The 22,826-nt window shown below is 63.7% G+C and carries 21 protein-coding genes; 14 read left to right on the top strand and 7 right to left on the bottom strand.

Features of this window, described 5'->3' with window-relative positions:
* Positions 1-266: 266 nt before the first annotated feature.
* Entirely contained in the window at positions 267-1,265 is a 999-nt protein-coding gene (locus tag F3W81_RS17825; RefSeq protein WP_193080697.1) for an AraC family transcriptional regulator, read from the bottom strand.
* Between the two features lie 145 nt (positions 1,266-1,410).
* Between F3W81_RS17825 and F3W81_RS17820 the strand changes: the two genes are divergently transcribed.
* The 3 genes from F3W81_RS17820 to F3W81_RS17810 all read left to right on the top strand — a co-directional run bounded on the left by F3W81_RS17820 (position 1,411) and on the right by F3W81_RS17810 (position 5,472).
* On the top strand, positions 1,411-2,862 hold the full coding sequence (locus tag F3W81_RS17820; RefSeq protein WP_193080695.1) for an APC family permease: 1,452 nt from the start codon (positions 1,411-1,413) through the stop codon (positions 2,860-2,862).
* Positions 2,863-2,924: 62 nt separating this feature from the next.
* Positions 2,925-4,895, top strand: coding sequence for a primary-amine oxidase (locus tag F3W81_RS17815; protein WP_193080693.1), 1,971 nt, complete (start codon positions 2,925-2,927; stop codon positions 4,893-4,895).
* 55 nt (positions 4,896-4,950) lie between these two features.
* A complete protein-coding gene (locus F3W81_RS17810; RefSeq protein WP_193080692.1) occupies positions 4,951-5,472 on the top strand; it encodes a hypothetical protein in 522 nt (173 codons plus the stop codon).
* A 5-nt stretch (positions 5,473-5,477) separates the two neighbouring features.
* Here F3W81_RS17810 and F3W81_RS17805 read toward each other — a convergent pair whose 3' ends face one another.
* Positions 5,478-5,903, bottom strand: coding sequence for a MarR family winged helix-turn-helix transcriptional regulator (locus F3W81_RS17805; protein ID WP_193080689.1), 426 nt, complete (start codon positions 5,901-5,903; stop codon positions 5,478-5,480).
* A gap of 92 nt (positions 5,904-5,995) precedes the next feature.
* Here F3W81_RS17805 and hmgA point away from each other — a divergent pair, with 92 nt between their 5' ends.
* The 10 genes from hmgA (at position 5,996) to F3W81_RS17755 (ending at position 15,582) form a co-directional block, all read left to right on the top strand.
* A complete protein-coding gene (gene hmgA / locus F3W81_RS17800) occupies positions 5,996-7,354 on the top strand; it encodes a homogentisate 1,2-dioxygenase (RefSeq protein ID WP_226941995.1) in 1,359 nt (452 codons plus the stop codon).
* A 38-nt stretch (positions 7,355-7,392) separates the two neighbouring features.
* Positions 7,393-8,631: a fumarylacetoacetase gene (fahA, locus tag F3W81_RS17795; protein ID WP_193080685.1), complete on the top strand. Its 1,239-nt coding sequence runs from the start codon at positions 7,393-7,395 to the stop codon at positions 8,629-8,631.
* Positions 8,632-8,715: 84 nt separating this feature from the next.
* Complete coding sequence (locus F3W81_RS17790; RefSeq protein ID WP_193080683.1) at positions 8,716-9,666, top strand: MBL fold metallo-hydrolase; 951 nt, start codon at positions 8,716-8,718, stop codon at positions 9,664-9,666.
* Positions 9,667-9,735: 69 nt separating this feature from the next.
* Positions 9,736-11,358, top strand: a complete 1,623-nt coding sequence (locus tag F3W81_RS17785) for an FAD-dependent oxidoreductase (protein WP_193084012.1) — start codon at positions 9,736-9,738, stop codon at positions 11,356-11,358.
* Positions 11,359-11,362: 4 nt separating this feature from the next.
* The gene (locus tag F3W81_RS17780) at positions 11,363-11,572 is read left to right on the top strand and encodes a DUF2783 domain-containing protein (RefSeq protein WP_193080681.1); all 210 of its coding nucleotides are present in this window, start codon (positions 11,363-11,365) and stop codon (positions 11,570-11,572) included.
* Positions 11,569-12,231, top strand: a complete 663-nt coding sequence (maiA, locus tag F3W81_RS17775) for a maleylacetoacetate isomerase (RefSeq protein ID WP_193080679.1) — start codon at positions 11,569-11,571, stop codon at positions 12,229-12,231. Before F3W81_RS17780 ends, maiA begins: the two co-directional genes overlap by 4 nt.
* A 58-nt stretch (positions 12,232-12,289) precedes the next feature.
* Entirely contained in the window at positions 12,290-13,324 is a 1,035-nt protein-coding gene (locus tag F3W81_RS17770) for a TRAP transporter substrate-binding protein (protein WP_193080677.1), read from the top strand.
* Positions 13,325-13,335: 11 nt separating this feature from the next.
* Complete coding sequence (locus F3W81_RS17765; RefSeq protein WP_226941733.1) at positions 13,336-13,776, top strand: TRAP transporter small permease; 441 nt, start codon at positions 13,336-13,338, stop codon at positions 13,774-13,776.
* Positions 13,769-15,076 (top strand): TRAP transporter large permease, encoded by a 1,308-nt coding sequence (locus F3W81_RS17760; protein ID WP_193080673.1) that lies wholly within the window; start codon positions 13,769-13,771, stop codon positions 15,074-15,076. Before F3W81_RS17765 ends, F3W81_RS17760 begins: the two co-directional genes overlap by 8 nt.
* Positions 15,077-15,108: 32 nt before the next feature.
* Complete coding sequence (locus F3W81_RS17755; protein ID WP_193080671.1) at positions 15,109-15,582, top strand: MarR family transcriptional regulator; 474 nt, start codon at positions 15,109-15,111, stop codon at positions 15,580-15,582.
* 43 nt (positions 15,583-15,625) lie between these two features.
* On the opposite strand, the gene F3W81_RS17750 is transcribed toward F3W81_RS17755, so the two are convergent.
* From F3W81_RS17750 to F3W81_RS17730, 5 genes are all read right to left on the bottom strand, one after another.
* Positions 15,626-16,486: an alpha/beta fold hydrolase gene (locus tag F3W81_RS17750; RefSeq protein WP_226941732.1), complete on the bottom strand. Its 861-nt coding sequence runs from the start codon at positions 16,484-16,486 to the stop codon at positions 15,626-15,628.
* Between the two features lie 150 nt (positions 16,487-16,636).
* Entirely contained in the window at positions 16,637-17,563 is a 927-nt protein-coding gene (locus F3W81_RS17745; protein WP_193080669.1) for a carbamate kinase, read from the bottom strand.
* Between the two features lies 1 nt (position 17,564).
* The gene (gene argF / locus F3W81_RS17740) at positions 17,565-18,566 is read right to left on the bottom strand and encodes an ornithine carbamoyltransferase (protein WP_193080667.1); all 1,002 of its coding nucleotides are present in this window, start codon (positions 18,564-18,566) and stop codon (positions 17,565-17,567) included.
* A gap of 11 nt (positions 18,567-18,577) precedes the next feature.
* Positions 18,578-19,801 carry an arginine deiminase gene (locus F3W81_RS17735; RefSeq protein WP_193080665.1) on the bottom strand — a complete coding sequence of 408 codons (1,224 nt, stop codon included), beginning with the start codon at positions 19,799-19,801 and terminating at the stop codon, positions 18,578-18,580.
* Complete coding sequence (locus F3W81_RS17730) at positions 19,798-21,246, bottom strand: YfcC family protein (protein WP_193080663.1); 1,449 nt, start codon at positions 21,244-21,246, stop codon at positions 19,798-19,800. The genes F3W81_RS17735 and F3W81_RS17730 overlap by 4 nt, the downstream gene beginning before the upstream one ends.
* Before the next feature lie 264 nt (positions 21,247-21,510).
* Between F3W81_RS17730 and F3W81_RS17725 the strand changes: the two genes are divergently transcribed.
* On the top strand, positions 21,511-22,800 hold the full coding sequence (locus F3W81_RS17725; RefSeq protein WP_193080661.1) for an O-acetylhomoserine aminocarboxypropyltransferase/cysteine synthase family protein: 1,290 nt from the start codon (positions 21,511-21,513) through the stop codon (positions 22,798-22,800).
* The last annotated feature ends 26 nt before the right edge of the window (positions 22,801-22,826 follow it).

The raw sequence follows: 22,826 nt of genomic DNA, 5'->3' as shown, positions 1-22,826 counted from the left end.
TTATGATCGTTTAACGAGATATGGGCCCGGTATTCCTCAGAAGCCCGCGTGAGGTTCGCAGGAGAAGGCGTCAGCGATCACGGCCCGAAGATGCCCCATCGACGAAAATTGATCCGGACGGTATCCACGATCGCAAAAGCTGGCGCGGCGAACCGGCACCATGCATGACGGGCGTCTGCAGTGATCCATGGCAGAGGGCACCCCCATGGAGAGGTGCGTTTGAACCAGAAAGCGAACGGCAAAGCCCATCATGCCTTCCCTTTCGTTCAGCGCTGTTTGGTCGGCGCCTTGCCGGTCCAGTCGCGGTAGGCGCGCCAGAACACCGTCCCATCAGCATAGTTCAGGGCTGCCGCCACCTCGGTCATGCTCAGACTGCTTTCGCTGAGATAGGTTTCCGCAATTCTGAGCCGATGCGCCCGTGTCAGTTCGCGCAAACTGGTGCCCTCGTCGGACAGCCTGCGTTGCAGACTGCGGCGCGTCATTCCCAGCTCGGCAGCAATCACGTCAAGCGTCATCGGCCTCTGGCCAAGGTACAATGAGACCAGAGAGCGGACCTTGTCGCTGAGCGCCATGGACTCGTGATCGGTCATCACCAGACTGGCGACATGGCGTTCAATCAATGCAATCAGATCGCTGTCCTCGGGGCGCAAGACACGGTCGATCGCGTCCGGTTTCAGGATCAGGCGGCTACAGCTCTGACCAAAAAGCACGGGCGCACGGAACAGCCGCGACAGGGCCCCCGCGTCCCCAAGGGGCGCATGATCAAAATGCACCTCAAGCGGCCTCCAGTCCGGAGAGATCGCCAGCTGAAGCAATCGACACAGGCACGCCAGTGAGAACTCGCTGTCCTGACGGCTGCCCATCAGGCCCTTGCCAAAAATGTTGTAGGTAAGGATCAGACAATCGTCGCCGGGAACGAGGCTGGTCCCGGTGCTGTTCTGCAGCGCATTCGTGAACCGGCAAAAGCGGTCCAAGCCACTGCGCGCTGAGCCGGACTGCAACACAAGCATCCCGATCGGCCCAAGATCCGCCGGCCTGATCCGCATCCCGATCCGAGCACCCAGCATCGGATCGGCAAGGAAACTGGCCGCGTCCTCGAAGAAATTGAGATAGGATTGCAGCGAGACGGCGGCGTAGGAATCATCGACGCGCGCCGCGCTCAGCCCGTTTTCCTTCAGCAGACTTTCCACATCGCCACCATTTTCAGCAATGTGCTGAAGAATGGGCACGAAGACCGATGCACGAAGCGATGGAACTCTGGGCAAGGGGCCTGCTTTTTGGGCCGAAGTGATCATTTCTGGCTACCCCTAGGTCATTTGGCGCATTTTATCGAGTCTTTGTCGCCCTCTGCAATAGGCATATCTGTGATGTTTGAAGTTTGCTTGGCGGATAAAAAACAGGGATACTGCCATGACCACACATCACAACACCGCCATTGACCCACCCACCGGAGCAACCGGGCTGACAGGCAACTCAGTCAGCATGGCGCATATTGTCTTCTTCGTTGTCGCCGCTGCGGCGCCACTGACCGCCGTGGTTGGGGCGACGCCACCGGCCTTTGCCTTCGGCTCGGGCGTCGGTGTGCCGGGGGCCTTTGTGGTCACCGGACTGATCTACCTGATGTTCGCCGTCGGCTTCACCGCGATGAGCCGTCACGTCGGCAATGCGGGGGCGTTCTACACTTATATCACGCGCGGCCTCGGCAAGCCGCTGGGCGTTGGTGGCGCGGTCATGGCACTGGCCACCTACGCCGCTGTGCAGGTCGCGATTTACGGCCTGTTCAGCGTGTTCATGGGCGGCGCGATGGCGTCACTCGGGCTGGAACTGCCGTGGTACGTCTGGGGTCTGCTGGCCCTCGCCGCGGTCACTGTCTGCGGGCAGTTCAACATCGCCGTGTCGGGACGCATCCTTGGCGTCTGCATGGTGGCCGAGATCGTGATCCTGCTGCTGATGAACATCGGCATCGTGATCGGTGGCGGCGCGGAGGGGCTGACCCTGTCCGGCTTCCGCCCATCCGAAGTGTTCGGCCCCGGGCTGGGCGTCACGCTGGTCTTCGTTATCGGGTCGTTCATCGGCTTCGAGGCGACGGCGATCTTTGGCGAAGAGGCCCATGAGCCCGCCAAGACCATTCCGCGCGCCACCTATGTCGCGGTCGGTCTGATCACTGCCTTCTACGCCTTCTCGACCTGGGCCATCGTGCAATACTACGGTCCCTCCAACGTGGTCGAGGTCGCCAATGCCTCGCTCGACGGGTTCTATTTCGGCGCGATCGAGGCGATCCTTGGCGCATGGGCCTCTCAGGTGATGAACATCCTGCTGATCACCAGCCTGTTTGCCTGCGTGCTGTCGTTCCACAACACGTTGAACCGGTACTTCTTTGCTTTGGGGCGCGAAGGGCTGGCCTGGAGCGGTCTGGCCCGCGTCCACCCCCGCCATGCCTCGCCACATATGGCGGGCCGCGTGCAGGCGCTGATCGTTGCGGGCATCCTGATCGCCTTTGCCGCCTTCGGCGCAGACCCCTATCTGCTCGTCTTCTCGTGGATGTCGGCCTTTGCCGTCATTGGCATCCTTGCGGTGCAGATCATCGTCAGTCTCTCGGTCATCGCCTTCTTCCGCAAAACCCCCAACGGCTATTCGATGTTCACCACGACCATAGCCCCCGCCATTGCAGCCCTTTGCCTGACCGGCCTGTTCCTACAGGTCTCGGTCAACCTTGAGCTGCTGGCCGGCAGCGGCAATCCGATTGTTGCCTGCTTCCCGCTGATCATCCTCGGCCTTGGCCTGGCCGGTGCAGTCTTTGCCATGCGGATGCGCCAGTCCAACCCCGCCATCTACGACCGCCTCGGCAACGCTTTCGAGTGAGCCTGAGCCCCCGCGCCGGGTCAACCATCCGGCGCGGGACCACTTTCAAAAGGAATTCTACGATGAATACGCAGTCCAAACTGTCCGCTGATGCCATATCCGACATGCCGCGCCATCCGCTTGATCCGATCACGGCGGGCGAGGTCCAGACCCTAAAGGCCGTCCTTGCCGAAGCCGGATTTGAAGGGCCGACCCTGCGCTTTTCCTATGTCATGCTGCGCGAACCCGATCACACTGTACTCGACGCCTTTCAGCCCGGCGATGTAGTGCCGCGTGAACTTGGCGTGCTGGTGACCGACATCGCGTCCAACTCCGCCCGGGAGATGGTGATCGACATCCCCGCCCGCAAGATCCTGTTTGAACGCGCCCTCAACGCCGCGACTGACGGCTGGGGCCCCATTCTGGACGAGGATTACGTCGCCGCCGGGGATATCGCCAAGGCCGATCCCGACTATATTGCCGCTATGGCCAAGCGTGGCATCACCGATCTGAACCTTGTCTGCTGCGCGCCGCTCTCCGCCGGCGTCTTCGGCCATGAGGAGGAGGTCGGCAAACGGATGATCCGCGTCCTCAGCTTTCATGCGACCGAGAACACCCACAGCATGTTCGCCCATCCCATCGACGGCATCGTGGCGCATGTGAACCTGACCGACCGCAAGGTGATGCGCCTGTCCGACACCGGCTATCTGCATGTGCCGCAGGAGTCGGGCGACTACCTCGACCCAGCCATCACCGGGCCGATGCGCGACACGATGAAGCCACTGCTGATCACCCAGCCCGAGGGCGCCAGCTTCGAGATGAAGGACAATGTCCTCAGCTGGCAGAACTGGGACATCCGCGTTGGCTTCAACGGGCGTGAAGGGCTGACCCTGCACAATATCGGCTTCAACGACCGCGGCACCCGGCGCAAGATCCTGAACCGCGCCTCGGTGTCGGAAATGGTGGTGCCCTATGGCGAGCCGTCTCCCAACCACGACTGGCAGAACTATTTCGACGCCGGGGAATATCAGTTCGGGCGGCTCGCCAATTCGCTGGTGCTGGGCTGCGATTGTCTGGGCAAGATCCACTATGTCGACGCCACTGTCGTCGATGACTTCTGTGAACCGGTGCCGATCAAGAACGCCATCTGCATCCACGAGGAAGACTTCGGCACCCTCTGGAAGCACACCGATTTCTTCACCCTGCAGGGCACCGTGCGCCGCCAGCGCCGTCTGGTGGTGTCGTTCTTCGTGACGGTGGGCAACTACGACTACGGGTTCTACTGGTACTTCTACCTCGACGGCCGGATCGAGCTGGAGTGCAAGGCGACCGGCATCGTCTTCACCTCGGGCCGCCCGGAGGGAGACTATGAGTTTTCCACCGAACTGGCACCGCGTCTGGGCGCCCCGGTGCACCAGCACATGTTCTCGGCCCGGCTGGACGTGGCGATCGACGGACAGCGCAACCACGTCGACGAGATCGAGGTCAAGCGCCTGCCGATGAGCCCTGAGAACCCCGTCGGCAACGCCTTCACCCGCACGATCACCCGCCTCACCTCCGAGGGCGACGCGCAGCGCGACGCCGCCAACGACAAGGGCCGCGTCTGGCGCATCAGCTCGGACGAGCGCACAAACCGCCTGGGCGAGCCGACGGGATATGTGCTGATCCCCGAGGGCCAGCCGCTGCTGCTGGCCGCCGACGAGGCCTCGATCCGCAAGCGGGCCACATTTGCCACGCACAGCCTGTGGGTGACCCAGTTCGACCGGGACGAAATGTGGGCGGCGGGCTACACCCCGAACCAGCATCCCGGCGGCGCGGGCCTGCCGAGCTATGCCAGCGGCAATCGCTCTGTCGATGGCGAGGATATCGTGGTCTGGCACACCTTCGGGCTGACGCATTTTCCGCGTACCGAAGACTGGCCGATCATGCCGGTGGACTATGCGGGTTTCAAACTGCGCCCCGAGAACTTCTTTGACCGCAACCCGACGCTGGACGTGCCCGAAGACCCCAATGGTGCGCGTCAGGGCAGCAGTTGCTGCCACGCGGCTGAGTGACATCATTGGGCCTGCGCGAGACTTCGTGCGGGCCCGATGAGGGCTGCACCCTGAGATGACGCTCTATCATGCCGTTCTTTTGCTGTTGGCCGCAACTGCCAGCGGTCTGGTCGCCACGCACCGTTCCTGCCCTCAGCACCGGGCCGAATCCGTCGTGTCATGTCTGGCGATGGGTGCAGCGATGCTCATCCCTTCTCCGATGGCGGTGCTGGGCGCGATTGCGGTGCTGCTTGCGATTGCAGGCTATGGTCTTCGGCGGCGCGGTGACGGCCACAGTGCGGTATCCGCGCTGATGATGGCCGCGATCATGGCAGCGCTTCTCGCCCTCAACGGCAGCAGCATCTGTGGCGCACAATCTGTGCCCCTGATCGGCGCGCATGGCGTCACGCTGCTTCTGATCCCCGACTGGCAGGACAGACTGGTCCGTGTGACGGCTGCGTTGATGCTGCCCTATGGCCTGCTCACACTCGGCATGGCCCTGCGGCATTTGGCGACGGGCCCCAATAGGCGCATCCATGCCATCGAAACCCTGCTGATGGGCGGGGCAACACTTGGCATGGCCTTTCCGGGGTTCTGACGCCTCTAGAGCAGTTTATTCAGCAGCGCCTTGAGCATCTGAACCTCGTCCTGCCCCAGCTTGCCCGCCAACCTGTCTTCGTATTCACCGGCTGCCTTGACGAGGTACTCGAACGCTTCCCGCCCCGGTGCCCGCAGGGTCAGGCGCTCTGCCCGGCGATCCTCCTCGCTGACTTCACGCGCCAGGAATCGCTTTTCCTCCAGCGCCCGCACTGCGCGGGAAATCTTGGTTTTGTGGATCATCGCCTTTTCGGAAATATCCTTGGCAGTCATTTCGCCGTAGCGCCCAAGGTGGAACAGCACCCGCCACTCATTGCGCAGCATGCCGTAGCGATCCTTGTAAATGGCTGAGAAGATGAGGCTTTGCGCCTCCGCCGCCTGATTGAGAAGGTAGGGCGTGAAACCGGCAAGCTGGAAATCATCATGATGCATTTTTCGACACTCCGGCAGATTGATGCTTGTTAGTTACAAAACGGACTATCAACATGTCAATTGTCACGAGGGAGGAAACGTCGATGAACGAGATGACAAAACTGTCCGGTCTGACCCGCGCCACCGGCATTTCAGCCCTGCACGAGGGCTATATGCCCGGATTCGGCAATGACTTTGAAACCGAGGCCCTGCCCGGTGCGCTGCCTGAGGGGCGCAACAGCCCGCAGAAATGCGCCTACGGTCTTTATGGCGAACAGCTCTCCGGCACCGCCTTTACCGCCCCCAGCCATCAGAACGAACGCACCTGGTGCTACCGCATCCGCCCCTCGGTCAAACACTCGGGCCGGTATGAAAAGATCGACGTGCCCTACTGGGCCACAGCCCCCAATGTCGACCCCGACGTGATCAGCCTGGGCCAGTATCGTTGGAACCCCGTGCCGCATTCGGACCAGCCGCTGACCTGGGTCACTGGTATGCGCACGATGACCACCGCGGGCGACGTCTACACTCAGGTCGGCATGGCCAGCCACATCTACCTCGTCACGCAGTCGATGCAGGACGACTATTTCTACTCCGCCGACAGCGAATTGCTGGTCGTCCCGCAAGAGGGACGCCTGCGCTTTGCGACCGAGTTGGGCGTCATCGACCTTGAACCGAAGGAGATCGCCATCCTGCCGCGCGGCCTCGTCTACCGGGTCGAGGTGCTGGAGGGGCCCGCGCGGGGTTTTGTCTGCGAGAATTACGGCCAGAAGTTCGACCTGCCCGGACGTGGTCCCATCGGGGCCAACGGCATGGCGAACCGGCGCGACTTCAAGACCCCCGTCGCCGCCTTTGAAGACCGCGAGACCCCCTCGACCGTGACGATCAAGTGGCAGGGCCAGTTTCACCGCACCCGGATCGGGCACAGCCCGCTGGACGTGGTCGCCTGGCACGGCAATTACGCGCCGGTGAAGTACGACCTGCGCACCTATTGCCCCATCGGCGCGATCCTGTTCGACCACCCTGATCCCTCGATCTTCACCGTTCTGACGGCCCCATCAGGTGTCGAGGGCACAGCCAATATCGACTTCGTGCTGTTCCGCGAACGCTGGATGACGATGGAGGATACCTTCCGCCCGCCCTGGTACCACAAGAACGTCATGTCCGAGCTGATGGGCAATATTTACGGCGCCTATGATGCCAAACCCAACGGCTTCGCCCCCGGCGCGATGAGCCTGCACAACATGATGCTGCCCCACGGCCCCGACAATACCGCCTTCGAGAAGGCCACGCATGACGACCTCGGGCCCGAGAAACTCGACAACACGATGTCCTTCATGTTCGAGACTCGCTTCCCCCAGCACCTGACCCGCTTTGCCGCGCAGGAGGCGCCCTTGCAGGACGACTACATCGACTGCTGGGACAGCCTGAAGAAACACTTCGACGGCACGCCCGAGGGCAACTGGGATTGATGTCCGCCGCCACAAAGACTGCAAGAATGGGAGGAGACATGGGTCTCATCGAAAGCTGGGTCGCATCCGCGAACGACCCTCAGACAGATTTTCCACTGAACAACCTGCCCTATGGTGTGTTTGACGCAGGTCAGGGTGCCCGAATGGGCGTGGCGATCGGCGACCAGATCCTCGACCTCGCACAGGTTGATCACGGGCTGGACCCCGCGCTCGTCGCCGCCCCCTCCTGGAACGCGGTCATGGCCGCCGGCGCGCAGGTCTGGGCCAAGCTGCGCGCCCGTCTGACACAACTGCTCTCGGACCCCACGCACCGCGAGGCCGTCGCGCCCCACCTCAGCCACATGGCCGACGCCCAGCTGCTGATGCCCTTCACCGTGGCCGAGTTCACCGACTTCTATGCCTCCAAACACCACGCCACCAATGTCGGCACCATGTTCCGGGGTGCGGAAAATGCCCTGCCGCCGAACTGGACCAGCCTCCCCATCGGCTACAACGGCCGCGCCTCCTCCGTTGTGGTCTCGGGCACCGATGTGCGCCGCCCCTGGGGCCAGCTGAAGGCCCCCGACGCCGAAGCCCCCATCTTCGCCCCGTGTAAACGCTTCGATATCGAGCTTGAGCTTGGCGCTATCGTCGGCATCCCCTCCAGCGGGCCTGTCACCGTGGCAGAAGCCGACGCGATGATCTTCGGCTACGTGCTGCTGAACGACTGGTCCGCCCGCGACATCCAGGCTTGGGAATACCAGCCTCTCGGCCCGTTTCAGGCCAAGGCGACCGCCACCAGCATCAGCCCCTGGATCGTCACGGCCGCCGCGCTTGAGGGCTTCCGCACCTCGACGCCAGAGCGGGAGCGAGATCTTTTACCCTACCTGACAGAGCCAAAACCGATGCTCTACGACATCGACCTCAGCGTGACGATGGCCCCCAAAGGCGCGGCCCCCGAAACCATCGCCCGCACCAATTACCGCGAGATGTACTACTCCGCCGCCCAACAGCTTGCCCATCACACCACCAGCGGCTGCACCATGCGCACCGGCGACCTGCTCGGCTCCGGCACCATCTCCGGCGCAACGAAGGACAGCCGTGGCTCGCTTCTGGAACTCAGCTGGGGCGGCAAGGAGCCCTTCGAAGTGGCAGGCCAGACCCGCAGCTTCATCGAGGACGGCGACACCCTGACCCTGACAGGTGCAGCCAAAGGCGACGGCTTCCGCATCGGCTTCGGATCCTGCAGCGGCACCGTGATCGCGGCCCTCGAAGATCCCTACAAACGCGGCGCATAGGCGCCCACCTTCTTCTTGCCAAATATTCCCGCCGGAGGCTCCCCCACCCGCACCCGGCGCAGACATCAAAAGGAAGACACCACCATGGCCAAGGCATTCGCATCGCAAGGCGACATGACGGACAAGAAAATCAGCTTCACCGAAGTCGGCGAGGGCCTTTATGCCTTCACTGCCGAGGGCGACCCCAACACCGGTGTCATCATCGGCGACGAGAGCGTGATGATCGTGGAAGCTCAGGCCACCCCACGCCTCGCCCGCATGGTGATCGAAAAGGTGCGTGAGGTCACCGACAAGCCGATCAGCCACCTCGTTCTGACCCACTATCACGCCGTCCGCGTGCTGGGTGCCGCCGCCTATGGCGCGCGTGAAATCATCATGTCCGACGTCGCCGCCGCCATGGTCGAGGAACGCGGGCAGGAAGATTGGGACAGCGAATTCGGTCGCTTCCCGCGGCTGTTTCAGGGGCATGAGGAAATCCCCGGCCTGACCCGTCCCACCACCACCTTCTCCGATCAGATGACAGTCTATCTCGGCAAGCGTCGCGTCGACATCATGAAGCTGGGCCGCGCCCATACCGCCGGTGACGCAGTGATCTGGGTGCCGGATCAGGAGGTCATGTTCACCGGTGACATCGTCGAATACCACTCCGCCTGCTACTGCGGCGACGGCCACTTCGGCGACTGGGAAGACACCCTGGCCAATATCGCCGCCTTCGAGCCGAAAAGCATCGCCCCCGGGCGCGGCGACGCACTGGTCGGCGAAGAGATGGTCGAAAAAGCGCTAGAGGCCACCGCCGATTTCGTCCGCTCGACCTACCGCCCGATCGCCAAGGTCGTCGCCCGTGGCGGCTCGCTGAAAGAAGCTTGGGATGCCTGCCGCGCTGAATGTGACCCCAAATTCTCGGACTATGCGATCTACGAACACTGCCTGCCGTTCAACGTGGCCCGCGCCTATGACGAGGCCCGTGGCATCGACACGCCCCGCGTCTGGACCGCCGAGCGCGACCAGCAGATGTGGGCCGACCTGCAAGGCTGAAGCGGCCGGGGGCGGCGGAGGAGTCCGCCTCCAACCACCACGACCAAGAACTTCAGGGGAGGAGAGATGATGCTGGATGACCGCTACAGCCTGGAATTCAGGCTATACCCTTATGAACATACCGCCGATCAGGATGCAGACGCACCGGTACGCCATCCGGTCGTTATCCTTGGCGGCGGACCGATCGGCATGGCCACCGCGCTCGACCTCGGGCTCCAAGGCATTCCGGTCGTGGTCCTGGACGATCATGAGGGTGTCGGCAAGGGCAGTCGGGCGATCTGCTTCGCCAAGCGCACGCTGGATATCTGCACCCGCTGGGGCTGCGCGGCTCCGATGCTGGACCGAGGTATCGTCTGGAACGTCGGCAAGGTGTTTCACGAGGATCGCAAGGTGTTCGAGTTCAACCTGCTGCCCGAGGATGGCCATCGTAACCCGGCCTTCATCAACCTCTCGCAACCCTATTTTGAACGCTTTCTGGTCGACCGTATCCGCGCCGCACAGGCCGATGGCGCCCCCATCGAGATCCGTGGCAAGAACCGCGTCGATGCGGTCGAGGTCCACGATGATCATGTCCTGCTCGACGTGATGACACCCGAAGGCCCCTATCGCATCGCGGCGGACTGGCTGATCGGCTGTGATGGCGCATCCTCGCCCCTGCGCAAGATGATGGGCCTGGATTTTGCCGGGCGGGTCTTCAAGGACAGCTTCCTGATCGCCGACATCAAGATGACCAACGAGAGCTTTCCGACCGAGCGCTGGTTCTGGTTCGAGCCGCCGTTCAAATCCTCCGGCGCCTCCTGCCTGCTGCACAAGCAGCCCGACGGTGTCTGGCGCGTCGACTTCCAGATCGGCTGGGACATTGACCGGGCCGAGGAAATGAAACCCGAAAACATACGCGCCCGTTTGGATGCCATGCTGGGCCCGGATGTAGACTATGAAGTGGTCTGGTCCTCGATCTACACCTTCCAGTGCCGCCGGATGCAGAAGTTCCGACATGGGCGGGTGCTGTTCGCCGGGGACTCGGCGCATCAGGTATCGCCCTTTGGGGCGCGGGGGGCGAACTCCGGCATTCAGGATGTCGACAATCTGGGCTGGAAGCTCGGCCTTGTGCTGCAAGGTCATGCACCCGAGGCCCTGCTGGACAGCTATTGCGAAGAACGCCGGTTCGGCGCGGATGAGAATATCCTGAACTCCACCCGCTCCACCGATTTCATCACACCCAAGTCCGAGATCAGCCAGATTTTCCGCAATGCGGTGCTGAGCTTGGCGAGCGATCATGCCTTTGCCCGCCCGCTGGTGAACTCTGGCCGGCTGTCCCTGCCCTGCGTCTATGACGGTATGTCCCTGAACACTGCGGACGCGCTGACCGGAGGCCCCGAACGCACGCGCCCCGGCGCCCCCTGCCCCGATGCGCCGCTTCTGAACGGTTATCTGCTGGATCAACTGGGCACTGGCTTCGTGATCCTCGGGATCGGGGTCGACGTGCAGGACCTGATCGAGGGTGCACTCTGCGCCAAGGCCCTCACCCTGCCCGCAGAAGCGATCACGCAGAGCTTACGCGAACGCTACCTCGGGGAAGCAGAGGCAGCAGTCTATCTGATCCGCCCGGATCAGCATGTTGCCGGACGCTGGTCAGCCCCGGACGAGGCCCAACTGCGCGCCGCCCTGCGCCGCGCCACGGCAAAGGACTAACCCCATGAGCCTGATTCTGACGCCCAATATCACCGCCCCGGACGATGCCTATGCCGCGTTGATCGCCGCGCATGAAGGTCTGAACAAAGCGCAAAGCGATGCCCTGAACGCACGTCTGATCCTGATCCTGATGAACCAGGTCGGGGCCCTCGGCACCATCAACGCCGCGCTGGAAACCGCCCGCGCAGGTCTCGTTGCAGAGAGCACGGCATGACAAGCCCCCTGCCTCGCTGCGCGCCAGAGGTGGTGCTCTATGACTACTGGCGTTCGACCGCCAGCTACCGGTTGCGCATTGCCCTGAACCTCGCCGGGATCGCTTATCATGTGGTCCCGGTGGATCTGGTCGCAGGGGATCATGGCGTGACGCCTCATCTGGCGCGCAACCCGCAAGGTATGGTCCCCGTGCTGGAGATCGACGGCCTGCGGCTGACCCAGTCCATGGCGATCCTCGACTACCTCGAAGACATGGGCCATCTGGCGTTGCGTCCCGCCGATCCTGCAGAGCGGGCAAGGATGCGCGCGGTGGTGCAGGCGGTGGCCTGCGACATTCACCCGGTGTGCAACCTGCGTGTCCTGTCACGCGCCGTCCAGATCAGCGGGCAGGAGGACACGCGCGCCGAATGGTCCCGCCACTTCATCCGCTCGGGTCTTGAAGCCGTAGAACAGATGCTGGACGAAACCGGCCCCTTCGCCATGGGGGCCAAGGTCAGTCAGGCCGATGTCGTGCTGATTCCCCAGCTCTACAACGCCGCCCGCTGGGGCGTGCCGACCGAGGACCTGCCCCGTCTCACCCGCGTCGCGGCTGCCTGTGCGCCGCTGCCAGCATTCCAAGCCGCGCGCCCCGAAGCGGTGCGCCCGGCCCCTGCAAATTGACATCAACCGGCTGCGCGGGACGTCCCGCAAGGCCACCATCTCTCTGGGAGGAGACCACATGAAACACCTCACGAAAGCCGGCCTGCTGGCCCTCAGCACCATCCTGACGCCCCTTGCCGCACAGGCCGCTGATGTCGAGTTGGCCCTGTCGAGCTGGCTGCCGCCACGCCATCCGATCGTCGTCAACGCGATCAAGCCCTGGGCTGAGGAGATCGAGCAGGTCACCGAAGGCCGCGTCTCGGTCCGGGTCCTGGGCAAACCGCTCGGCAGCCCGCCGGCGCATTTCGACATGGCGCGCGATGGGATCGCCGATATCACCTATGGCCTGCACAGCTTCACCCAGGATGACCGCTTTGCCGGCAGCCAGCTGGGTCAGTTCTCGTTCCTGGGCGACGATGCCGTTTCGGCGTCAGAGGCTTTCTGGACCGTCTACACCGAGGATCTGAACGCGCGCGCCGAACACGAGGGCACCCACCTTCTGGGCCTGTTCATGCATGGGCCGGGCCTGTTTCACAACAACAAGCTCAAGATCGAGACGCCTGCCGATTTTGATGGCCTCAAAATCCGTGTGCCCGGTGGCTATGTCGCTGACCTGCTGACCGATCTCGGGGCCACGCCGCTGTTCATGTCCTCGCCCGAGGTCTACGAGAAGCTGTCGCGCGGCGTGATCGACGGGGTGGCCTTCACCTACGAGGCGCTGACCGCATTCAAGCTGACCGACGACATCAAGTATTCGATGACCGTGCCCGGCGGCATGTACAACACCACCTGGTTCCTGGTGATGGACAAGGACAAGTGGAACGAGATCTCGCCCGAGGATCAGGCGGCGATCGACGCCATCTCCGGCCTCGCCTTTGCTGAACGCGTTGGCGCTGCCTGGAACGAAGCGGACCGCGTCGCCACCACCAAGATCGAAGAGGCCGGGATCGAGCTTTATGCAGCCCCCGCCCCGGTGGTCGAGGCGATCCGTTCTGCCGCGACCAAGTACGAAGACGCATGGGCGGCCTCCCTGCCTGAAAACGAAGATGGCGCAGCGGCACTGGCACGCCTGCGCACGATGACCGGCGTTGAAACGGGCGCCGCCTCGCAATGATCTCAAAGCCTGTGGAACGTGTTCTGATGGGGCTGGCAGCACTTTTGCTGCTGGCCTTGATGGCCGTAACCGGCGTCGATGTGGTGGGCCGCTATCTGCTGAATGCGCCGCTTTCGGGCGCGTTCGAGCTGACCGAGCTGCTGTTGGGTGCACTGGTCTTTGTGGCGCTGCCGCTGGTCAGTCGCGCCGGCGCCCATGTCGAGGTTGATCTGCTGACTGAACTTCTGCCGCGCTCTGTCAACCGCGTGCTGGGCGTCTTCGCTGCGCTCGTCTCGGCCGCCGTGCTCGGCTTTTTCGCCTGGCGGCTGATTGTGCTTGGGATGGGGCAACTGGCGGACGGATCGCGCTCGGTCTCGCTGGATGTGCCGTTTGCGCCTTTCGCCTTTCTGGGTGCGGCGGCGTGCATTCTGTCTGCCATATATGGCCTGAAATGGGGGCAGAAAGATGACTGAATCCCTGATCGCTCTGATCGTTTTGCTGGGACTGGTGTTTGCCCGCGTTCCCATCGCTTTTGCCATGGCCCTGGTCGGCGGGCTTGGCTTTACATGGCTGCGTGGGCTTGAGCCTGCAGGCGCCATGGTGGGGGCAGCAGTTTTCGAGACCGGCTTTTCCTACTCTCTCTCCGTCGTGCCGCTGTTCATCTTCATGGGCAATATCCTGGCCAACTCCGGCATCGCGCATGGGCTTTTCGCCGGCGCGGACCGGCTGTTCGGGCGGATGCGCGGCGGGCTGGCACTGGCCACGGTGCTGTCCTGCGGTGGTTTCTCCGCCGTCTCGGGGTCGTCCCTTGCCACGGCCGCAACCATGTCACGGGTCGCCATGCCGCCGATGCGCAAGTTCGGTTACTCAGACAGCCTGGCCGCGGGCTCCATCGCGGCGGGCGGCACGCTGGGCATCCTGATCCCCCCCTCGGTCATCATGATCATCTACGGCCTGCTCACTGAGAGCGACATCGGCAAGCTGTTCATCGCAGGCCTGATCCCCGGTGCCATCGGTGTGATCTTCTACATGCTGGCCGTCGTGATCGCCGTGCGCGTGAACCCAAAGCTGGCCCCGCCTGTCACCGAGCCGGAACCCATGTCGCGCCGCGACACGATGGGTGTCTTCGGCACGCTGGGCCTGTTCTCCTTCATCATGATCGGCATTTACGGCGGTTTTTTCACCCCGATCGAGGCCGCAGGGATGGGCGCGATCTTTTCTCTGGTGCTGGCGCTTGCCATGCGCGGCCTGTCGCGCGAAGGCTTTGTGACCGCCTGCCGCGATACAGTCATCTCCTCGGCCATGATCTTTGCCATCATCATCGGCGCCGAAATCTTTTCCGCCTTCGTCAATTTCGCGGGGCTGCCGGATGCGCTGGTGGACATGATCTATGATTTCGACATCAGCCCCTGGGCGGTGATCGGGATGATGGTGATGATCTACCTCGTGATGGGATGTGTCTTTGAAAGCCTGTCGATGATCCTGCTGACCGTGCCGGTCTTCTACCCTATCGTCGCCCAGCTTGATTTCGGCGCCGGGCCACTGGCCGACCCGGAGAACGTGCTGATCTGGTTCGCCGTGGTGGTGGTTGTCGTGACCGAGATCAGCCTGATCACGCCGCCCGTGGGCATGAACGTCTTCGTTCTGCGCGCAACCCTGCCGGACATCCCGCTGCGCACGATCTTTCGCGGCATCGTGCCGTTCTGGATCGCCGACATCCTGCGCCTGACGCTGCTGGTGCTGATCCCGACACTGTCCCTCTGGCTCATCTGAGCCGGAGGTCCGCCTGCCAGTAAAGGAAAGGCATGCCGAAAGACCCGCCTCCCGCCTCGCTCTCTCCGACAGGGCGATCCCTGCCGATCGCGCTGTTGCGCGCACGCGAGCGTATCATCATCCCGATCCGGCGCATGCTGGCCGAAGCGGGGGTGAGCGAGCCGCAGTGGCGCATCCTTCGGGTGCTGGACGAGGCCGGGCCGATGTCGGGGCAGGATCTGGCCAGAGCCGCCTGCCTGCAGCCCGCCTCGGTCTCGAGGCTTTTGCAGGCGATGGTCCAGAAGGGCCAGATCAGGCGCGTGCAGGACATGAGCAACCGGCGGCGTCAGGTGGTGTCGATCTGCCCCGCCGGATCACAGATCCTGTCGGACTACAGCGCCGTCAGCCGTGGCATCACCGACCAGATCCGAAGTCGTTTCGGCCCGGATAAGTACAGCCAGCTCCTCGATTTGCTGGACGACCTCAACAGCATCGAGATCGGCACGGGCGGAATCGCCGATCCCTGACCTCAGGAACGGCCCCTCTCTTGCCCAACCGCCACAGGGGACCTCAAACCTGTCCGAGGTGCCGCATCAGGGACGTCAGCACCTCTTTGGGGCGTTCCTCGATCAGGAAATGCCCCGCCTCGACCGCATGTCCCTGCGCTTTGGGGAACCATGCGCGCCAGGCCTCCAGCGGATCGAGGTGGTGCGCGACCACCCCCCGACTGCCCCACAGGATAAGGCAGGGGATCGGGCTGGTGCGTCCAAGATCCGCGCGATCATGATCCAGATCCGTCGTTGCCGCCGCCGTATAATCGCCGCACCAGGCCGCGACGACATCAGGATTGCGCGCGGCCCGTTCGTAGTCCGCCAGAGCCTGCGGGTGAAAGGCATCCGGCGCGCCGGACAGCCCCAGCAAGGCGGAATGCAAAAACAGGATCGGATCACTGTTGATCAGCCGCTGCGGCATGTCGCCGGGCTGCGACAGGAATAGCCAGTGATAATATTTCCGCGCCAGCCAGTCGTCCATTACGCGCCAGACATCCAGCGTTGGCAGAATATCGGCCAGAGCAATCGAGCGGACGGCCTCAGGGTGATCCAGCACCATCCGGTGCGCCGTGCGTGCGCCCCTGTCGTGGGCGATCACATCAAAGCGCGCATGCCCCAGATGACGCATGAGGGCCACCTGATCCTGCGCCATGGCGCGGAAAGTGAAATCCGCCTGATGAGCGATGGACTGACCGTAGCCGCGTAAATCCGCAACGACGACACGGTGAGATTGCGCCAGCTCCTCCGCAATGACATGCCACATCACATGGGTCTGAGGATAACCATGCAGGAGCAAAACCGGCTCTCCCTGGCCTGCGACCCTCGCGTGGATCGTCGCTCCGGGGACCGTGACGTCCATTTCCTCAAAACCAGAAAACACTGTGGCCTCCGCAGGGGTTGAAGGGGTGCGCCATGACCACCGGATGCTCTGGCGGGCACGGTCTGCGTCTCTGGCCAAAGCCTACGCGCAGACTTGCCGCGCGGGCAAGCCGGATGAGCTGCACCCGCGTCACGCCGCGACAGGCATCTCTCACTGATCTGAGCGCGGATCCGGCAAGATACGCGTCCCCGACTGGCCTTCGAGGATGGATCGCGCCTCCCCCAGCAGGCCGATCCCCGCAAATCCCCCTCCGGTGCGCACGAACCCTGCGGCGGCATCGACCTTCGGCCCCATCGAACCGGCGGCAAGATCAAGCCCCTCGACTGCCGCAGGGGTCGTCCGCCCGATTGCGCTTTGCTGCGGTGTTCCCCAGTGCAGAAAGACCGCTGGGACATCGGTCAGTAACAACAGCGCATCGGCGTTCAGTTCACGGGCCAGCATCGCCGCAGTGCGATCCTTGTCGATCACGGCTTCGACTCCGATCATCGCTCCGCCTGCGTCACGCATGACGGGGATGCCACCGCCCCCTGCGCAGATTACGCACTGCCCGGCCTCCAGCAACAGCGTGATCGCCTCAAGGCCCAGAATGCGCAAAGGCGGGGGAGAGGGCACCACGCGTCGTGCGCCACCTGACGCTTCGGTCACCATGCTCCAGCCGTGATCGCGGGCCGCCTTTGCCGCCTCTGGCGCCGTATAGACAGGACCGACTGGTTTGCTGGGGGCGGCGAAGGCGGGATCTTTCGCGTCCACCTCAACCCGGGACAGCAGGGTCGTGCACCGGCTGCCCAGAGGCAGGGCGTTCGCCAGTTCCTGTTCGATCAGATAGCCGATCATGCCTTCGGTTTGCGCCCCCAGCACGTCAAGCGGCCAAGGGGTATCGGGATCATAGGCTGCCCCCTGCAGCGCCAGCAGACCGACCTGCGGACCATTGCCATGGGTCACGACGATTTCGTGGTCGCGGGCAAGGTCCGCCAGCGCGGTCGCCGCGATCCGGATATTGGCCAGTTGCGCCGCCGGTGTCATCGGCTCGCCCCGCCGCAGCAACGCATTGCCGCCAAGGGCCACGACCACGCGCATCCTAGGCGCCCATCGTGGCGACAAGCACGGCCTTGATCGTGTGCATCCGGTTCTCGGCCTGATCGAACACCACCGAAGCGGCGGAGTTGAAGACCGCGTCCGTCACCTCCATGCAGTCGATGCCAAAGGTCTGAAAGGTCTGCTCGCCGACCTCGGTGTCGCGATTGTGGAAGGCGGGCAGGCAATGCATGAACTTGGTGTAGGGGTTGTGGGTCTTTTCCATCGCCGCCGTGCTGACCTGATAGGGCGACAGCAGCGCGATACGCTCGGCCCAGACCGACTCCGCCTCGCCCATCGACACCCAGACATCTGTGTAGACGAAATCGGCGCCCTCAAGCCCTTCGGCATGTTTCTCGGTCAGGGTGATGCGCGCGCCGGTGTCCTCGGCAATGCTGCGGCACTGGGTGACAAGGGCGGCGTCGGGCCAGCAGCTTTGCGGGCCGCACAGGCGCACATCCATGCCGATCAGCGCCGCCCCGACCATCAGCGAGGCGCCGGTGTTGTTGCCCGCATCGCCCATGAAGCAGACCGCGACGTCGGAGAGAGGCTTGTGGCTGAATTCCCGCATCGTCATCAGATCGGCCAGGATCTGGGTCGGGTGGAAATCGTCGGTCAGCCCGTTGAAGACCGGCACGCCGGAGAATTCGGCCAGCACCTCGGCATCGCTCTGGCCAAAGCCGCGATATTCGATGCCGTCATAGAAGCGGCCCAGCACCAGCGCGGTGTCCTTGATCGATTCCTTGTGGCCGATATGGCTGCCCGTCGGGCCGAGGTAGGTGACATGGGCGCCCTGATCATGGGCCGCCACCTCAAACCCGCTGCGGGTGCGGGTGCTGTCCTTTTCAAAGATCAGCGCGACGTTCTTGCCGCTGAGGCGCGCCACCTCGGTGCCGCTCTGCTTGGCGGCCTTCAGCGTCGCGGCAAGGCTCAGCAGGTGCCGGATTTCGTCCGGGGTGAAGTCGAGCAGCTTCAAAAAGCTGCGTCCGTGCAGGTTCTGTGGCATGGGGATCTCCGTTAAATGGCGTCGCGGATCAGCGGGCAGGTCATGCAATGCGACCCACCCCGTCCACGCCCGAGTTCCGATCCGGGGATCGTGATGACCTCGACACCCGCCTTGCGCAGCAGGGTGTTGGAGAAGGTGTTGCGTTCGTATCCGACCACGACCCCAGGTTCGAGGCAGAGCAGGTTGTTGGCGTCATCCCATTGTTCGCGCGCTGATTCATAGGCATCGCCCCCGGTCGGGATGGTCCGCAGCGCCTTCAGGCCAAGCGCCTCTGCCACGACCTGCAGAAACGGCTTCGTCTCGGCCTCCACCACGATCTCGCCATTGTCGCCGGGGCGCAGGCTGGTGCAGCGGATGGCGTCGGTCACTTCGGCAAAGACCGTGACCAGATCGCGATCACAGAAGGTGAAGACGGTATCGAGGTGCATCGCACTGCGCGATTTCGGGAACTGGCAGGCGATGACACGGGTGGCACCGCCCCCGGCAAACAAGCCGCGCGCGATCTGCCCGACGGCCTGCGGCGTGGTGCGTTCGCCCATGCCGATCAGCACGCAGCCATTGCCGATGGGCATGACATCGCCGCCCTCGACCGTGGCGGGGCCGTGATCCTGCGTCGGGTCGCCCCACCAGACCGGAAAGCCCGCCGCCCGGAAATCGGGGTGAAAGCGATAGATCGCGGCAAGGTTCAGCGTTTCCAGCCGCCGCGCGGGCCAGTGCATGGGGTTCAGCGTCACCCCGCCATAGATCCAGCAGGTCGTGTCGCGGGTGAAGATGTGATTGGGCAGCGGCGGTAGAATGAAATCGGCAGGCTCCAGCATCGGGGCCAGCACGCCGCCTGCGGCCACCGGCAACTCGGCCCGGCTCATCCCGCCGATCAGGATGGTGGCCAGCAGATCGGCGCTGACCTCCATCAGATGCGCCAGCAGATCCTCGGACAAGCCGACGCCGACGGTGTTGTCGTTGATGCGCGCGTTCAACAGCCAGCGGCGGGCCTCGACGTCGACCAGCGTTTCCGCCAGCAGTTGCCGCATGTGCACCACCTCGACCCCGCGGCTGCGCATGGCATCGACGAAGGTCATATGCTCGACCCGGGCCTGCTTGACCCAGATCACATCGTCGAACAGCAGCTCGGCGCAATTGGCGGGTGTCAGGCGTGCCATTGCGGCGCCGGGTGTATGGACCATGACGCGGCGCAGCTTGCCCGCCTCGGAATGGACGCCATAGGTCAGGGTCATGTCGGTGTTCCTTGCAGCAGCACGCCCAGACTGAGGACGGCCATGATGATAACGGTCAGGCCCAGCAGAACCGGCCAGACAAAGCGCAACCAGCGTTCATAGGGCACCCGCGCAATGGCGAGCCCCCCCATGACGACGGCAGATGTTGGGGTGACGAGGTTGACGACGCCCTCGGCGGACTGAAAGGCCGTTACGACAAGGCTGCGCGCCACCCCGGCAAAATCCGCGACGGGGGCGAGGATGGGCATCGACAGCACCGCAAGGCCCGATGTCGAGGGCACGAAGAACGACAGCGCCACCTCGATCCAGTACATCACGTTGATGAAGACGATCCGGTTCAGCCCGGTGACGGTGCCCTCGGCCCAATGCAGGATGGTGTCGGTGATGTGGCCCGCATCCATGATCACGACGATGCCACGCGCGAGGCCGATGATCAGCGCCACGCCCAGCAGATCGCGCGCGCCGCCGACAAAGGCCTCGACCAGACCCTTTTCGCCCAGACGTCCGACCAGCCCGATGCCGATGCCCGCAAACAGGAACAGCCCGCTCATCTCGGCCATCCACCAGCCGCCGAGGGAAACGCCCCAGATCATCACGCCGAAGGTTGCGCCGAACAGCAGCAGCACGATCTTGTGCAGGCCGGTGAAGGCGGTAGCGGTCTGGCTCGCGGTGCCAAAATGCGCCTCGTTCGCTGCTTTGCGGTCGAAGACCAGCGAGCGGGATGGGTCCGCCTTGACCCGTTCCGCGTAGCGCATGACATAGGCGACGGTGGCGGCGAAGGTCAGCGCCAGCAGTACCAGCCGCAGCATCAGCCCATCGGTGAACGCCACCCCCGCAGCATCCGACGCAATGACGGTCGAAAATGCATTCACGGTGGACCCAAGCACACCGACCCCCGCGCCCAGCAGGATCACCGCCACGGCAGTCAGCGCGTCATAGCCCGCCGCGATCATCACCGGCGTCAGCAGGACATAGAAGGCCAGCGTTTCCTCGGCCATGCCCTCGGTGGTACCGCCAAGGGCAAACAGGCCCATCAGGATCGGGATCATCCACTTTTCCCGGCCCTTCAGCCGGGTCATGGCACGCTTGATACCCGCATCGATGGCCCCGGTCGCGGTCACCACGCCGATGAAACCGCCGATCATCAGAACGAACAGCGCCACATCAATGGCGTTGGCGGTATAGCTCGAGGGATCATAGAAGCCCGCAATCGGCGCGAGGATGATGTCAAACACACCCTGCGGATCGGCCTCGGTCACAGCGTAGGTGCCCGCGACAGGTACATCCTTGCCCAAGGCTTCCGATGCGACCCGCGCGTATTGGCCTGCCGGAATCACCCAGGTCAGCGCCGCGACCACAAGGATCAGCGCGAACAGGATGGTATAGGCCGAGGGGAACCGGAACCGGCTTGCTGGCTCTGGCACTTTGGTGTCGGGTGGGGGCATGGTTTTGTCCTTTTCCGGCCGGGCCATGAGGCGGCGCAAGCGGGTCTGCACAAAGCTATCTGAGGTTCGGATGTGCCACGCTGATCCAGATCAGGTTTCGTGAGCGGCGCCGTTTCAGCCGGATCTTCGGCCACTGTGCGCGCGCGCGCCCTGAGCGCCCAAGGCAAAATCACCTTGGCACTGTCGCGCGAAAAACCTCGGTTTCGCCATTGCCGCAACGGTGCCCAGTCCATACCGTGACACAGCTGAAGGAGGAGATTTTTCATGACAGACAATACCCTTGGATTCGACACCCTTGCCGTCCATGCTGGCGCCGAGCCTGACCCCGCCACCGGCGCGCGTCAGGTGCCGATCTACCAGACCACGTCCTATGTGTTCCGGGATGCGGATCACGCGGCGCGGCTCTTCAACCTCGAAGAGGTCGGCTATATCTATTCCCGACTGACCAATCCGACCGTCGCCGCACTGGCGAACCGCGTCACGGCGCTGGAGGGCGGAGCGGGCGGCATCGCCTGTTCCTCGGGCCATGCCGCGCAGATCATGGCACTGTTTCCGCTGATGGCACCGGGATGCAACATCGTCTCGTCCTCGCGCCTCTACGGCGGCACGATCACCCAGTTCAGCCAGACGATCCGCCGCTTCGGCTGGTCCGCGACCTTCGTCGACACCGACGATCTGGACGCCGTCAAAGCCGCCATCGACGACAACACCCGCGCCCTGTTCTGCGAGACGATCGCCAATCCCGGCGGCTATGTCTCGGACCTCGACGCGCTGGCAAAGATCGCGGACGAGGCAGGCATTCCTCTGATCGTCGACAACACCACCGCCACACCCTGGCTGTGCCGCCCCATCGACCATGGTGCGACGCTGGTGGTGCATTCGGCCACCAAGTACCTGACCGGCAATGGCACCGTGACCGGTGGCGTCGTGGTGGATTCGGGCAAGTTCGATTGGTCCGCCTCGGACAAGTTCCCGTCGCTGTCGCAGCCCGAACCCGCCTATCACGGCATGACCTTCCATGCGGCACTGGGGTCGATGGCCTTCACCTTCCACTCCATCGCCGTGGGCCTGCGCGACCTCGGCATGACGATGAACCCGCAGGGCGCGCACTACACGCTGATGGGGATCGAAACGCTGGGCCTGCGCATGGAGCGCCATGTGAAAAACGCGAAGGCTGTAGCGGAGTGGCTGGAAAAAGATCCACGGATTGAGGCGGTTACCTATGCTGGCCTGCCCTCCTCTCCCTGGCATGACCGGGCGCAGCGGATCGTGCCGAAAGGCGCAGGCGCGCTGTTCACCGTTGCGGTCAAGGGCGGGTATGATGCCTGCGTCAAGCTGGTGGACAGCCTCAATCTGCTCAGCCACGTTGCCAACCTTGGCGACACGCGCAGCCTGATCATCCACCCGGCCTCGACCACGCACCGCCAGCTGGACGAAGCCCAGCAGGTCAAGGCGGGCGCTGCCCCGAACGTCGTGCGCATCTCGATCGGGATCGAGGATGTGGCCGACATCATCGCGGATCTTGATCAGGGTCTGACGGCGGCGACCGCCTGATAGAGGCGCAGCCCAGGCAGGCGAGG

Origin of the sequence: Pseudooceanicola spongiae, assembly GCF_014899185.1 — a bacterium.
In the GTDB taxonomy this organism is placed as follows: Bacteria; Pseudomonadota; Alphaproteobacteria; order Rhodobacterales; family Rhodobacteraceae; genus Pseudooceanicola; species Pseudooceanicola spongiae.
Note: the sequence above shows the minus strand (reverse complement) of the source record. Positions and strands in the feature narration are given on the sequence as shown.

Coding starts and splice junctions, on each gene's coding strand:
- F3W81_RS17820 (WP_193080695.1), top strand. CDS start 1,411: ATGACCACACATCACAACACCGCCATTGACCCACCCACCGGAGCAACC.
- F3W81_RS17815 (WP_193080693.1), top strand. CDS start 2,925: ATGAATACGCAGTCCAAACTGTCCGCTGATGCCATATCCGACATGCCG.
- F3W81_RS17810 (WP_193080692.1), top strand. CDS start 4,951: ATGACGCTCTATCATGCCGTTCTTTTGCTGTTGGCCGCAACTGCCAGC.
- F3W81_RS17805 (WP_193080689.1), bottom strand. CDS start 5,903: ATGCATCATGATGATTTCCAGCTTGCCGGTTTCACGCCCTACCTTCTC.
- hmgA (WP_226941995.1), top strand. CDS start 5,996: ATGACAAAACTGTCCGGTCTGACCCGCGCCACCGGCATTTCAGCCCTG.
- fahA (WP_193080685.1), top strand. CDS start 7,393: ATGGGTCTCATCGAAAGCTGGGTCGCATCCGCGAACGACCCTCAGACA.
- F3W81_RS17790 (WP_193080683.1), top strand. CDS start 8,716: ATGGCCAAGGCATTCGCATCGCAAGGCGACATGACGGACAAGAAAATC.
- F3W81_RS17785 (WP_193084012.1), top strand. CDS start 9,736: ATGCTGGATGACCGCTACAGCCTGGAATTCAGGCTATACCCTTATGAA.
- F3W81_RS17780 (WP_193080681.1), top strand. CDS start 11,363: ATGAGCCTGATTCTGACGCCCAATATCACCGCCCCGGACGATGCCTAT.
- maiA (WP_193080679.1), top strand. CDS start 11,569: ATGACAAGCCCCCTGCCTCGCTGCGCGCCAGAGGTGGTGCTCTATGAC.
- F3W81_RS17770 (WP_193080677.1), top strand. CDS start 12,290: ATGAAACACCTCACGAAAGCCGGCCTGCTGGCCCTCAGCACCATCCTG.
- F3W81_RS17760 (WP_193080673.1), top strand. CDS start 13,769: ATGACTGAATCCCTGATCGCTCTGATCGTTTTGCTGGGACTGGTGTTT.
- F3W81_RS17755 (WP_193080671.1), top strand. CDS start 15,109: ATGCCGAAAGACCCGCCTCCCGCCTCGCTCTCTCCGACAGGGCGATCC.
- F3W81_RS17745 (WP_193080669.1), bottom strand. CDS start 17,563: ATGCGCGTGGTCGTGGCCCTTGGCGGCAATGCGTTGCTGCGGCGGGGC.
- argF (WP_193080667.1), bottom strand. CDS start 18,566: ATGCCACAGAACCTGCACGGACGCAGCTTTTTGAAGCTGCTCGACTTC.
- F3W81_RS17735 (WP_193080665.1), bottom strand. CDS start 19,801: ATGACCCTGACCTATGGCGTCCATTCCGAGGCGGGCAAGCTGCGCCGC.
- F3W81_RS17730 (WP_193080663.1), bottom strand. CDS start 21,246: ATGCCCCCACCCGACACCAAAGTGCCAGAGCCAGCAAGCCGGTTCCGG.
- F3W81_RS17725 (WP_193080661.1), top strand. CDS start 21,511: ATGACAGACAATACCCTTGGATTCGACACCCTTGCCGTCCATGCTGGC.